Here is a 12,837-nt window from a genome sequence, read left to right as displayed (position 1 = left end):
CGCGCGGACCAGGCTACGGCGGTCCGGGGGGACGCCCGGCACGATCAGCGGTCGTACCTCCACCTCGGCGACCAGACCGCGGGTGCGGCTAACCCGCCAGAGGAAGGCGGGCAGGGTGTCCCCGCCGACGAACGCGGCGGCCGTACCGGTCGTACCGCCGTCCTGGGTGTAGCTCAGCCGTACCGGCTGCACGGGCACGCCCACGTCGAGTGCGGCCTGGAAGACGGCCCGGTGGAATCGGCCGTGGGCGCGCCCGCACAGGTGCCGCCCTCGGGGAAGGCGGTCACGGCGCTCTCCTGGTCACGGGCCGGTTCGGCGGCGGGGACGGTCGTCCGGGCCGCCGTGTCCTTCCGATGCCGGTTGGCCGGTGCGTGACCTGTGCCGGGAGAGCGGATGTGGGGATGCTGAACGCCGGGGTCGCGGCGGGCTCAGCCCTCCTTCGTCACGCACCCGGCGAGCAGCCGCCCGGCCTCGGCCGGCTCCAGGACGCGCTCGAGGCGCAGGTCGCCCGTCATGTGCGGGAAGAACCGGCCCGCGGGCCAGCTCCGCTCGTACGGCGGCGGGTCCAGGACGAGCAGCCGTACGCCGTCCACGACGGGGATGTCCGAGGGGGTGCCCTCGTTCCACACCCAGTCCCCGCCGGGGGTGACGAGGTTGAAGGAGCCGGTGGTGTCCACCTGACCGGGCTGGTCCCGGCAGACGGCCGCCTCCTGGGCGGACGGCGCCCGGCCGGGCACATGGCCGCCGCCGACGAGCACGTCGGCGAGCAGGGTGTGCAGCTGGAAGTTGTCGCCTATGCCGCTCATGCGCAGGGCGTAGCCGGTGCCGGTGGGGCGGTGCAGCACGACCAGCGGTTCGTCGTCCAGGACGTGCAGGGCGTAGGCGAGGCACTTGAAGTCGTGCCCGGACTCCTCCTCCACCGCGCGCAGGGCGGTGAACAGCCGTGTGCGCTGCTCGGCACCGAGTGCGGTGCGTACGGAGGCGTGGTTGAGCATGGCGACGGAGGCCATCTCCCACTGGGGCAGCGTCAGCCAGGACAGGGCCGCCTCCGGGCCGACCCGGTCGAACAGGCCCGCGTCCGGCTCGCCCTGCGGGTCCGGGAAGTCGCCGCCGCCGGTTTCCGCCCAGCGCTCGCAGAACTCCTGGACGCCGGCGAGTGTGCCGACGAGGCCCTCGAACACGTGCGGTGCGCACCCGGCCGCGTCGGCGCCGCGCTCCACGCACGCGCCGACGATCACGGCGATCGTGCCGCGCGGGCCGGGCGGCACCTCGGGCAGCAGCGCGGCGAGCCGGGGCGCGGCCCGCGCGATCTCCTGCTCCCCCGCCTGCTGGAAGTGCTGGTACAGCTGCTGGAACTCGTGCTCCGAGCGGTCGGCGTCCCGCTCGCGCACAGCGGCCTCGAAACCGGCGACGGCGTCGAGGAACCGCTCCCTCCCCTTGTCGTTGAAGATCATGCGTGCAGCCTACCGACGTGCGGGAAACCAGACGGGACCGGGAGGAGCACCGCTCCCGGTCCCGCCCGCCCGCCTCCTTGCCGGCGAACGTCTGTCGGCTGCTACCGCTTGCCCGCCTTCCGGGTGGCGCGCAGCCACTCCCGGTTCATGCTGGTGATCGACATCAGCGGGATGCCCTTCGGGCAGGCGGTCGCGCACTCCCCGGTGAGGGTGCAGCCGCCGAATCCCTCGGCGTCCATCTGCGCGACCATGTCGAGCACCCTGGTCTCCCGCTCGGGCGCGCCCTGCGGCAGCACGTTGAGGTGGTTGACCTTGGCGGAGGTGAACAGCATCGCCGCGCCGTTCGGGCACGCGGCCACGCACGCCCCGCATCCGATGCACTCGGCGTGCTCGAAGGCGAAGTCGGCGTCCGCCTTCGGGACCGGTGTGGCGTGGGCCTCCGGCGCGGACCCGGTGGGCACGGTGATGTAGCCGCCGGCCTGGATGATCCGGTCGAAGGCGGACCGGTCGACGACGAGGTCCTTGATCACCGGGAACGCGGCGGCCCGCCACGGCTCGATGTCGATGGTGTCGCCGTCCTTGAAGGACCGCATGTGCAGCTGGCAGGTGGTGGTCCGCTCGGGCCCGTGCGCGTCGCCGTTGATCACGAGGGAGCACGCGCCGCAGATGCCCTCGCGGCAGTCGTGGTCGAAGGCGACCGGCTCCTCGCCGTCCACGATGAGCCGTTCGTTGAGGACGTCCAGCATCTCCAGGAAGGACATGTCGGGCGAGATGCCGTCCACCTCGTAGGTGGACATGGCGCCTTCGGCGTCGGCGTTCTTCTGCCGCCAGACGCGCAGGGTGAGCTTCATGCGTAGCTCCGCTGGGTGGGATGGACGTACTCGAAGACCAGGTCTTCCTTGTGCAGGACGGGCGCCTCACCGGTGCCGGTGAACTCCCAGGCGGCCGCGTAGCCGAACTCGTCGTCCTTGCGGGCGGCCTCGCCGTCCGGCGTCTGGGACTCCTCGCGGAAGTGGCCGCCGCAGGACTCGCTGCGGTGCAGCGCGTCGAGGCACATCAGCTCGGCGAGTTCGAGGTAGTCGACGATGCGGTTGGCCTTCTCCAGCGACTGGTTGAACTCCTCGCCGCTGCCGGGGACCTTGATGCGCCGCCAGAACTCCTCACGGATCTGCGGGATCCGGTCGAGCGCCTTGCGCAGGCCCTCGTCGGTGCGGGCCATGCCGCAGAACTCCCACAGCAGTTCGCCGAGTTCACGGTGGAAGGAGTCCGGGGTGCGGTCGCCGTCGACGGACAGGAGCCGGTTCAGCCGGTCCTCGGTCTCGGCCAGGACCTCGCGGACCACCGGGTGGCCGTCGGTGACCTGGCCCTGGTGGGGGTTGCGGCCCAGGTAGTCGTTGATGCTGACCGGCAGCACGAAGTAGCCGTCGGCCAGGCCCTGCATCAGCGCGGACGCGCCGAGCCGGTTGGCGCCGTGGTCGGAGAAGTTGGCCTCGCCGACCGCGAACAGGCCCGGGATGGTGGTCTGCAGGTCGTAGTCGACCCACAGGCCGCCCATCGTGTAGTGCACGGCCGGGTAGATGCGCATGGGCACCTGGTACGGATCCTCGTCGGTGATCCGCTGGTACATGTCGAAGAGGTTGCCGTACTTGGCCTCGACCGCCTTGCGGCCCATGCGCTTGATCGCGTCCGCGAAGTCCAGGTAGACGCCCTGGCCGCCGGGGCCCACTCCCCTGCCCTCGTCGCAGACGTTCTTCGCGGCGCGGGAGGCGATGTCGCGCGGGACCAGGTTGCCGAAGGCGGGGTAGATGCGCTCCAGGTAGTAGTCGCGCTCGTCCTCGGGGATCTGGTTCGGCGGGCGGGTGTCGCCCTTGGCCTTGGGCACCCAGATCCGGCCGTCGTTGCGCAGCGACTCGCTCATCAGCGTCAGCTTCGACTGGTGGTCGCCGGTGCGCGGGATGCAGGTCGGGTGGATCTGTGTGAAGCAGGGGTTGGCGAAGTAGGCGCCGCGCCGGTGCGCCCGCCAGACGGCGGTCGCGTTGGAGTTCATGGCGTTGGTCGACAGGTAGAAGACGTTGCCGTAGCCGCCGCTGGCGAGGACGACCGCGTCGGCGAAGTACGTGTCGATCCTCCCGGTGATCAGGTCGCGGGCGACGATGCCGCGGGCCCGGCCGTCCACGACGATCAGGTCCAGCATCTCGGTGCGCGGGTGCATCTCCACGTTGCCGGCCGCGATCTGCCGGGACAGCGCCTGGTAGGCGCCCAGCAGCAGCTGCTGGCCCGTCTGGCCGCGGGCGTAGAAGGTGCGGGAGACCTGGACGCCGCCGAAGGAGCGGGTGTCGAGCAGGCCGCCGTACTCGCGGGCGAAGGGCACGCCCTGCGCCACGCACTGGTCGATGATCTCCACGGAGATCTGCGCCAGGCGGTGCACGTTGGACTCGCGGGAGCGGAAGTCGCCGCCCTTGACGGTGTCGTAGAACAGCCGGTGGATCGAGTCGCCGTCGTTGCGGTAGTTCTTCGCCGCGTTGATGCCGCCCTGCGCGGCGATGGAGTGGGCGCGGCGCGGGGAGTCCTGGTAGCAGAACTGGACGACGTGGTAGCCCTGTTCGGCGAGGGTGGCGCCCGCGGAGCCGCCGGCGAGGCCGGTGCCGACCACGATGACCGTGTGCTTGCGCCGGTTGGCGGGGTTGACGAGCTTGGCCTCGAACCGCCGCTTGTCCCAGCGCTCGTGGATCGGGCCGGACGGGGCCTTGGTGTCGGCGACCGGTTCGCCGGTCGCGTAGTCCGTGTACGAGGTCATGTCAGCTCACCAATCCGGTCATGACGCCCACGGGGATGGAGATGAACCCGGCCGTGAGCAGCAGCGCGAAAACGTTGGCGGAGATCTTCAGAGCGCGGTCCCAGGCACGGCTGCTGACGCCGAGGGTCTGCGCGGCACTCCAGACGCCGTGCCGGATGTGCAGGCCGAGGGCCAGCATCGCGACGATGTAGATGACGTTGCCGTACCAGGTGGAGAAGGTGTCGACGACGTTCTCGTACGGGTGAAGGTCCTGGAAACCGCCCGAGTGCACGGTGCCGGTGGTCAGGTCGAGGATGTGCCAGACGACGAACAGGCCGAGGATGACCCCGCCCCAGCGCATGGTGCGTGTGGCGTAGCTCGACCGCGGCCGCTTGTGCACGTACTTGCTGGGACGCGCCTTGATGTCCCGCCGGCTGAGCTGGTAGGCGGTGACCGCGTGGGCCACGACGGCGGCCACGAGCACGATCCGCGTCAGCCAGAGCACCCACTCGTGGTGCATGAACGGGGCGCCGACGTAGCGGAGCCAGACGGCGTAGTCGTCGATCTCCCGGGGACCGAAGAAGATCTTCAGGTTCCCGTAGAGGTGGACCACCAGGTACGCCAGCATGATCAGGCCGCTGACCGCCATCACGGTCTTCTTGCCGACGGTCGAGTCCCACATCGTGCGTGCCATGGACGGCCGTCGGTCCGTCCGCGTTGCCAGTGCCATGTCTCAGCACGCTAGGGCCGGGGCACCCGATCGGTCCAAGACATGGTCCAGCTCGTTTCGATAGGTGGCGGCTATGCTCGCTGGATGCAGTTCCAGCAGCTCCAGTACTTCGTGGCCGTCGCCGAGACCCGGCACTTCACCCGGGCCGCCGAGCTGGTCCATGTCGCCCAGCCGTCACTGTCGCAGCAGATCAGGGCGCTGGAGCGGGAGCTGGGCGCGGATCTGTTCCTGCGCGCGCGGGGCAACATCACGCTCACCGACGCGGGCGAGGCCCTGCTGCCGCTGGCCCGGCGGATCCTCGCGGACGCGGACACGGCCCGGTACGAGGTGCAGGAGCTGGTGCAGCTGCGGCGCGGCCGGGTGCGCCTCGGGGCGACCCCGAGCCTGTGCACGGGCCTGCTGCCGGACGTGCTGCGCGCCTTTCACGACCGCTATCCCGGCATCCGGCTGCTGATCGAGGAGGGCGGCTCCCACGACCTGGTGCGGGAGCTGGCGCGCGGCGCGCTCGACCTGGCCCTGCTGGTGCTGCCGCTGCCGACGCCGTCGCCCGCGCTGACCACGGTGGAGCTGCTGCGCGAGGACCTGGTCGTGGTGTCCTCGCCGGAGGCGCCGGCGCCGGGCCGGGGCGGCGGGGCCGTCGACATCGCCGATCTGGAGGGCGAGCGGCTGGTGATGTTCCGGCACGGGTACGACCTGCGGGAGCTGACCGTGGCGGCCTGCCGCTCCGCCGGGTTCGAGCCGGAGTTCGCGGTGGAGGGCGGCGAGATGGACGCGGTGCTGGGGTTCGTGCGGGCCGGTCTGGGCCTGGCCGTGGTGCCGCAGATGGTCGCCACGCGCTCCGCGCAGGGCCTGCGTGTGACACCGCTGGCCCGGCCGGGGCTGCACCGGACCATCGCGCTGGCCCACCGCACCGACGTGGCTCCGCCGCGCGCCGCGCGGGAGCTGCAGCGGATGCTGCTGGAGCGGTGACGGGGTGCACCGCCCCTGCCCCCGGCCCGACGGTCCCGGCATCTTGTTTCACGCTACATCTAAATGCATAATGCAGTGATGCATCAGCGGGTCAGGCACACCGGGGACGCGTCGCCGGAGGACCTGACCATCGCCGTCGAGCAGATGGTGCGCCGTGTGCGGCGCAGCGCCACGGCCGGCGGGCTGAGCACGGCCGCCTCCTCCGCGCCGGCCCGGCCTAGCCGCGAGGGCCCGCACCGGCTGACCGACCTGGCCCGCGCCGAGGGCGTCTCCCAGCCCAACACGACCCGGCTCGTCACCCGCCCGGAGCGGGCGGGGCTGGTGCGGCGCACCGCCGACCGCGGCGACGGCCGGGGCGCCCTCGCCGGGACCACCGACAGCGGCCTCGAGCTCTTCCGGCAGCTCCGCGCCGAGCGCGCGGGCGCTCCAGGAACCCGTCGAGGAGCTGACCGGGGACGAACGGCGGGCCGTGCGCGTCGCGTTGCCCGCGCTCGCCCGCGCCGTCCAGGACCGCTCCCGGCATCTCCGGTCCGCCCCGCACCCCAACGATCCGGAAGAGAACCGCACATGAGTGCTTCGCACGAACGGGCCGCCAGCCCCTTCAAGCAGCCGAAGGCCGTCTGGGCCGTCGCGTTCGCCTGCGTGATCTCGTTCATGGGTATCGGCCTGGTCGACCCGATCCTGCCCGCCCTGGCCACGAGCCTGCACGCCTCCCCCAGCCAGGTCTCCCTGCTGTTCAGCAGCTATCTGATCGTGACGGCCGTGGCCATGCTGATCGTCGGGTGGGTCTCCAGCCGCCTCGGCGCCAAGCGCACCCTGGTCGGCGGCCTGGCCGTGATCGTCGTCTTCGCCGCGCTGGCCGGTTCCTCGGGCTCCATCAACGGCATCGTCGGCTTCCGCGCCGGCTGGGGACTGGGCAACGCGCTCTTCATCGCCACCTCCCTGGCCGTCATCGTCGCCTCCGCCAGCGGCGGCTTCGGCGGCGCGATCATCCTGTACGAGACCGCCCTCGGCCTCGGCATCGCCGTCGGGCCGCTGCTCGGCGGCGAGTTGGGCGCCATCAGCTGGCGCGGGCCGTTCTACGGCGTCGCCGTGCTCATGGGGATAGCCCTGGTGGCGACGCTGGCCTTCGTCCCCTCGCTGCCCAAGCCGAAGCGCGTCACCTCGCCGATCGCCCCGCTCAGAGCCCTGCGCCACCGCGGCCTGCTGACCATGGGCCTCATGGCGCTGCTGTACAACTGGGGCTTCTTCACCATGCTCGGGTACGCCCCCTACCCCATGGAGCTGAGCGCCCATCAGCTCGGGCTGGTGTTCACCGGCTGGGGTCTGCTGGTCGCCGCGTTCAGCGTGTTCTTCGCCCCGCGCCTGCAGGCCCGGTACGGCACCGCACCCGTGCTCTACGCCAACCTGCTCTGCCTCGGCGTCGTGATGGCGGTCATCGCCGCCGGGGTCCGCACGCCCACCGTGGTCATCGTGGCGGTCATCGCCAGCGGCGCCTTCATCGGCATCAACAACACGCTGACCACCCAGGCGGTCATGCTCGTCTCGCCCGTGGAGCGCCCGGTCGCCTCCTCGGCGTACGGCTTCCTGCGCTTCATCGGCGGCGGCCTGGCCCCCTACGTCGCCGGCAGGCTCGCCGACGCCACCGACCTGAGCGTGCCCTTCTACCTCGGCGCCGCCACCTTCGTCGTGGCCGTCCCGGTGCTCGCCAGCGGCCACCGCCTGCTCCGGCAGGCCGAACTGCGCACGGAGGACGGTGAGCAGGTCGCCCCGACGCTCACCCCGGTCACCGCGCCCGCCGCCCCCGGCACCGCCCCCGTCATCGTCGCGGTCGGCGGCCACGACCGGGCCGCCGTCATCGTGGACGCCGCCGCCCGGCTCGCGCGCGAGACCGGCAGCCCGCTGGAGGTCGTGCACGTCCGGCGGACCGCCGTCGTCGAGGAGCAGGCGGCCGAGACCGAATCCGCCGAGCAGGCGCGGCGCGCGGTCGCCGCGCATCTCGACCGGCTCGCCGGCCTGGGCGTCGCGGCCACCGGGCAGATCCTGGACGGCGTGGGCGACCACGCGGCGGCGGGCCGCGTGCTCGCCCGGCACGCGGCGCACGTGCGGGCGCGGGCGATCGCCGTCGGCCGCTCCCCCCGCGGACCGCTCGCCCAGTTCGCCGACGGCAGCCTCACCACGGCCCTCGCGCACAGCGCCGAGTGCTCCGTCGTCCTCGTGGACCCCGGTCACGACCCCCGGCCGCTGACCCCCGCCTCGCTGACGGAGCTGCGGCACAGCACCGCCTGAGGCGGCTCAGCCCGTCGCGTCCACGAGCGCCAGGTCGTGCAGCCGCTCCGGCGGCCCCGGCCTGGCGTAGTACCAGCCCTGGGCGGTGTCGCAGCCGAGGATCCGCAACTGCTCCGCCTGGGCCCCGGTCTCCACGCCTTCGACGGTGACCGCGAGGTCCAGGCTGTGCGCGAGGGAGACGATCCCCTCGACGATCTTCAGGTCGACGGGGTCGGCGGGGAACTGCTGCATGCCCTGGGTGAAGGAGCGGTCCAGCTTGAGGACGCGCACCGGCAGGCGACGCAGATTGGCCAGGTTCGAGTAGCCGGTGCCGAAGTCGTCGAGGGCGATGTCCACGCCCATCTCGGCCAGCCGGCGCAGGGGCTTGAGGAGGTCGTCGTCGGCGCCGATGAGCGCGGACTCGGTGACCTCCAGGCACAGGGCGTCCGGGGCGACGCCCGCCCGTTCGAGGATGTCGACCGTGTCCTTGACCAGGCCGGGGTGGCTGAGCTGGCACGGGGACAGGTTGACGTTGATGCGCAGGGGCCCGGCGGTCGTCTGCTCGCCGTACCGTTCCCGCCATTCGCGGGCCTGGCGGATCGACTCCTCCAGCACCCAGCGGCCCAGCGGGACGATGAGGCCCGTGTGCTCCGCGAGCGGGATGAAGCGGTCGGGGCCGAGGACCCCGTGCTGCGGGTGCAGCCAGCGCACCAGGGCCTCCGCGCCGCGCACGCTGCCGTCCCCGAGGTGCACCAGCGGCTGGTACTCGATGAAGAACTCGCCGCGCTCCAGGGCCGTCGGCAGGGCCGTGGTCAGGCCGTGGCGGGTGATGGCGCGCGCGTCGGCCTCGGGGTCGGCGAGCTCGAAGCGGTTGCCGCCCGCCGACTTGGCCCGGTACATCGTGATGTCCGCGCTGCGCAGCACCTCGGCGGCGGTGCGTTCGCCCGCCGGGCCCTCCACGATCCCGAGGCTGCCGCGCACCAGCAGGTCCCTGCCGTCGATGCTGATCGGGGTGACCAGCGCGTTCATGATGCGCTCGGCCAGCTCGTCCACCTTTCGCTCGGTGCCGGGGCCCGTGGTCAGCGCCACGAACTCGTCGCCGCCGAGCCGGGCGACCATCTCGCCGGGCGCGGTCGCGCAGGACTGCAGCCGGTCGGCCACCTCCACCAGCAGCCGGTCGCCGGCCGCGTGGCCGAGGCTGTCGTTGACGGTCTTGAAGCCGTCCAGGTCGAGGTAGCACAGGCCGAACCGCTGGTCCTCGCCGGCGCCGAGGACCTTCTCCAGCCGCTCGAAGAACAGCGTGCGGTTGGGCAGGCCGGTGAGCGCGTCGTGGGTGGCCTCGTAGCGCAGCCGGAGGTTGAGCAGCCGCCGCTCGGTGGTGTCCTCCATGAGGGCCAGCTGGTACTGCGGCCCGCCGTCGGCGTCGCGCAGCAGGGAGACCGTGAGATTGGTCCACAGCACCGTGCCGTCGGGGCGGTTGAACGCCTTTTCCACGTGGTAGTGCTCGCGCTCGCCGCGGACCAGTTCCTCGTAGAGCTTCCAGGTCTGGGGGGCGTCCTCGGGGTGGGTCCAGTCCTGCACCCGACGGCCGCGCAGCGACTGGTCGGTGAGCCCGAACATGCGCAGCAGCGCCTCGTTGACCTGCAGCACGTTGCCCTCGAGGTCGGCGATGCCGATCCCTATCGCGGCGCCCTCGAAGACCGCGCGGAAGCGGGCCTCGCTGGCGTGCAGCGCCTGCGCCACCGCGCCCTGCGCCCGCAGCGCCGCCTGGGCGATGGCCTCCTGCTCGGCGAGGGTGCGCTCGCGCAGCGCCTGCGCGTAGCCGGCGGCCAGGGCGTGCTGCAACCGCGAGGAGCGCATGCGCAGTTCGTCCTGGGGGCGGTCCTGCCCGCAGTACAGCACCAGGTAGGCGTCGACGCAGTCCAGGGTGCGCGAGAGCGCCTCCGGGTCGGTGCAGTGCGCCTCGACCAGGGCGGCCCCGACGGCCTTCGCACCCTCCGCGTCGAAGCTGCGGGCGCGCAGCAGCTCGCTCAGCCGGCGTGCGAGCGGGAGGAGTCGCTCCTCGAACTCCGCGCGGGTGACCGACGTCGAGGTCACCGGGAAGACCGCCCGGCTCCAGATCGTCGTCAGCCGGCGGAGTCTGTCCTCCGGCCCGTCAGGCTCCGCGCTCACGCCGAACGCCCCACGCCGGCGAATCCCGAGAAGGCATACGGATCCTCGTCCTCCGGCGCCGACTCCGGGCGCCAGTGCGGCATCGGCACCAGTCCGGGTTCCACCATGTCGTACCCCTCGAAGAACCGCGCGATGTCCTCGCGCGAACGCATGATGAGCGGATTGCGAATGTCCTTGTATACGTCGACCGCGCCCTCGGCCCGCTCGGCGGGCAGGGGGATTCCCTCGTACGAGGCATGGCTGAGGATCAGCAGGCTGCTGGGGGCGAGCGCCTCGCGCAGCTCGGCCACCGCAGCGTACGGGTCGTCCGCGTCTTCCACGAAGTGCAGTATGGCAACGAGTAGGAGGGCCACTGGCCGATTCAGGTCGATCAGCCGCTGCACCTGGGGGCTGGCGAGGATCTCCCGGGGCTTGCGCAGGTCCGCGGCGACCACGTCCGCGGTCTCGTTGCCGGCCAGCACGGCCCGGCTGTGCGCGACGGCCACGGGGTCGTGGTCGACGTAGACGACATGCGCGCCGGGTGCGGCGGCCTGGGCGACCTCGTGGACGTTGCCGAACGTCGGGATGCCGGAGCCGATGTCCAGGAACTGGGTGATGCCCTCGCCGACCGCGTACCGCACGGCCCGGCGCAGGAACGCCCGGTTGGCCTGCATGATCTTGGGCAGCCCCGGCAGGAATTCCATCGCCTTGCGGGCCGCCTCCCGGTCGGACTCGAAGTTGTGCGAACCGCCCAGGTAGTAGTCGTAGATCCGCGAGACGCTCGGCACCGAGATGTCGATGCTGCGTGGGGCCCAGGCGGGACGCTCCATGTATCTCTCCAAGGCTGGACGACGCTCGTAGGCGATCCGGTGTTCGAGCTGAGGCTACTGATCGCCCGCCAACAGGGCGACCCGAACCGGAAATTGACCGTCCGTTCCCGGTCACTGCCTGCGGCAAGTGCCCGGATGACCCCGCTGTGTCACCAGGTGCCCCACAGACAGCGGTCCGCCCCCTCCGTGCGGTGCGGAGGGGGCGGACCTGCGGTCGCGCGCCGGTCGGGCGGGGCGATCGACCCTGGGGAGGTGATCTACTTGCCCGGCGCGCCGACCGGCTTGCCGTCGGGCGAGACGGCGTACCAGGTGCCGCCGACGCCCTGACCGTTGGTGTCACCGGGGGCCTTGTCCCCGGAGAAGGTGTAGATCGGCCAGCAGTTGACGGTCATCTGCTTGACCCCGTTGTCGGGCCGGACGAAGCCCATCAGGCCCTTCTTCTGGACGCCCTTGGTGTCGTCGGGGCTGACGGCCTCGACCGCCGGCCACTTCTGCAGGCAGGCACCGGTGCAGTTGGAGACGGACTTCGGCCACGCCTTGTCCTTCAGGAAGCGGTAGACCGTCTTGCCGTGCTTGTCGACGACGATGTCGCCCAGCTTGGGGTCCTTGCGCACGGACAGGCCCGGCAGGTCGGCCAGTGAGGCCTTCTTGCCGTTGGGGGCCAGCGCGAACCACTTGCCGCCCACGCCCTGGCCGTTGGCGTCACCGGCGCTCGCGTCCTTGGCGTAGCGGTAGGCGGGCCAGCCGGCGATGGTGAGCTGCTTGGTGCCGTCGGGGCGGGTGACCTCGCCGAGCAGCGACTTGTCGATGCCGGCGCCGGCGGTGGCGTCGTTCGCGGGCACCGGCGGCCACGTGGTGGCGCACTTTCCGGTGCAGTTCGACTTGGGCGGGTTGGCGGTGTCCTCGTCGAACCGGTAGAGGGTGAGGCCGGAGCCGTCGGTCACCACGTTGCCGAGGGTCGCGTTGGCCGCCACGGCGAGCTTGCCCGCGGGGGCGGCCGGAGAGGGGGACGCGGAGCTCTGGTTGCCGTCGGCGCCGTAGCCGTTGCCGCCGGTGTTGCCGTAGTCGCCGGCCGCGGCCGTGGCCCCGACGTTCTGGGCCGAGGACGCGGGAGCGGCGTTGTCCTGACCGCACGCCGTCGTCAGTGCCAGCACCGAAGCGGCCGTGGCCACCAGTGAGGCGGTCCGCCAGGAGGTCCTCATTGTCAACTCCCCATCATCGCCTGGATATACAGCGCCTTGCAGCGCCTTGCGCGCCGCCGCACGGCCATGGGTACGCGGCGAAGGGGGCGGAGCGTTCAACCGGGGCGGGATTTTCTTTCCGGTTCCTGTGATACGTGCGGGGCGGAGGGGACATGCGCGGGGCGCATGAGACGCGAACCGGCCGAACGGGGCGCGAACGAGGCGCCGTTCCGGCCATCTCGGACAGTTGCTGCGGTCAAACCATCTATGGCCGCTTATCCCTCCTTCGGGCCAATACCGGGCCACTCGGGCGTACGGCCGCGCTCCGCAACCCATGATCTTCGCGTGCCTGGACCCCAAGTGACCCGATGCGCACCCGTCACACGGCTGTTGACCCTGTTGACGCTGACGTGGACGCTGGCGGGCTGCCCGGCCGGCAGCGCGTCCGCCGACGCCTGCGCGTACGCCTCGACGGGCC

9 protein-coding genes and 2 pseudogenes are annotated in these 12,837 nt (G+C 72.0%); 3 read left to right on the top strand and 8 right to left on the bottom strand.

The features are described 5' to 3' along the window. The 5 genes and pseudogenes from ACLU3S_RS31790 to ACLU3S_RS31770 all read right to left on the bottom strand — a co-directional run. Positions 1-293, bottom strand: a pseudogene (locus ACLU3S_RS31790) (1-acyl-sn-glycerol-3-phosphate acyltransferase); the annotation flags it as partial. 135 nt (positions 294-428) lie between these two features. Beyond that, positions 429-1,454 (bottom strand): hypothetical protein, encoded by a 1,026-nt coding sequence (locus tag ACLU3S_RS31785; RefSeq protein ID WP_413955434.1) that lies wholly within the window; start codon positions 1,452-1,454, stop codon positions 429-431. Positions 1,455-1,555: 101 nt separating this feature from the next. Then, positions 1,556-2,305, bottom strand: a complete 750-nt coding sequence (locus ACLU3S_RS31780) for a succinate dehydrogenase/fumarate reductase iron-sulfur subunit (protein WP_413955433.1) — start codon at positions 2,303-2,305, stop codon at positions 1,556-1,558. Then, entirely contained in the window at positions 2,302-4,251 is a 1,950-nt protein-coding gene (locus ACLU3S_RS31775) for a fumarate reductase/succinate dehydrogenase flavoprotein subunit (protein ID WP_413955432.1), read from the bottom strand. Before ACLU3S_RS31775 ends, ACLU3S_RS31780 begins: the two co-directional genes overlap by 4 nt. 1 nt (position 4,252) lies before the next feature. Continuing rightward, complete coding sequence (locus ACLU3S_RS31770) at positions 4,253-4,924, bottom strand: succinate dehydrogenase (protein ID WP_413955431.1); 672 nt, start codon at positions 4,922-4,924, stop codon at positions 4,253-4,255. A 120-nt stretch (positions 4,925-5,044) separates the two neighbouring features. Between ACLU3S_RS31770 and ACLU3S_RS31765 the strand changes: the two genes are divergently transcribed. From ACLU3S_RS31765 to ACLU3S_RS31755, 3 genes and pseudogenes are all read left to right on the top strand, one after another. Further along, on the top strand, positions 5,045-5,929 hold the full coding sequence (locus ACLU3S_RS31765) for a LysR family transcriptional regulator (protein ID WP_413955430.1): 885 nt from the start codon (positions 5,045-5,047) through the stop codon (positions 5,927-5,929). Between the two features lie 144 nt (positions 5,930-6,073). Further along, a pseudogene (locus tag ACLU3S_RS31760) lies at positions 6,074-6,223 on the top strand (MarR family transcriptional regulator); the annotation flags it as partial. Positions 6,224-6,496: 273 nt separating this feature from the next. Beyond that, positions 6,497-8,218: an MFS transporter gene (locus ACLU3S_RS31755; RefSeq protein ID WP_413955435.1), complete on the top strand. Its 1,722-nt coding sequence runs from the start codon at positions 6,497-6,499 to the stop codon at positions 8,216-8,218. Between the two features lie 6 nt (positions 8,219-8,224). On the opposite strand, the gene ACLU3S_RS31750 is transcribed toward ACLU3S_RS31755, so the two are convergent. The 3 genes from ACLU3S_RS31750 to ACLU3S_RS31740 all read right to left on the bottom strand — a co-directional run bounded on the left by ACLU3S_RS31750 (position 8,225) and on the right by ACLU3S_RS31740 (position 12,380). After that, the gene (locus ACLU3S_RS31750; protein WP_413955429.1) at positions 8,225-10,369 is read right to left on the bottom strand and encodes a putative bifunctional diguanylate cyclase/phosphodiesterase; all 2,145 of its coding nucleotides are present in this window, start codon (positions 10,367-10,369) and stop codon (positions 8,225-8,227) included. Beyond that, entirely contained in the window at positions 10,366-11,178 is an 813-nt protein-coding gene (locus ACLU3S_RS31745; RefSeq protein ID WP_413955428.1) for an SAM-dependent methyltransferase, read from the bottom strand. The genes ACLU3S_RS31750 and ACLU3S_RS31745 overlap by 4 nt, the downstream gene beginning before the upstream one ends. Before the next feature lie 257 nt (positions 11,179-11,435). After that, positions 11,436-12,380: an SCO0930 family lipoprotein gene (locus ACLU3S_RS31740; protein WP_413955427.1), complete on the bottom strand. Its 945-nt coding sequence runs from the start codon at positions 12,378-12,380 to the stop codon at positions 11,436-11,438. Between the last annotated feature and the right edge of the window lie 457 nt (positions 12,381-12,837).

This window comes from Streptomyces sp. AF1A, from assembly GCF_047340315.1.
GTDB lineage: Bacteria > Actinomycetota > Actinomycetes > Streptomycetales > Streptomycetaceae > Streptomyces.
This window is presented reverse-complemented; position numbering and strand designations above follow the sequence as displayed.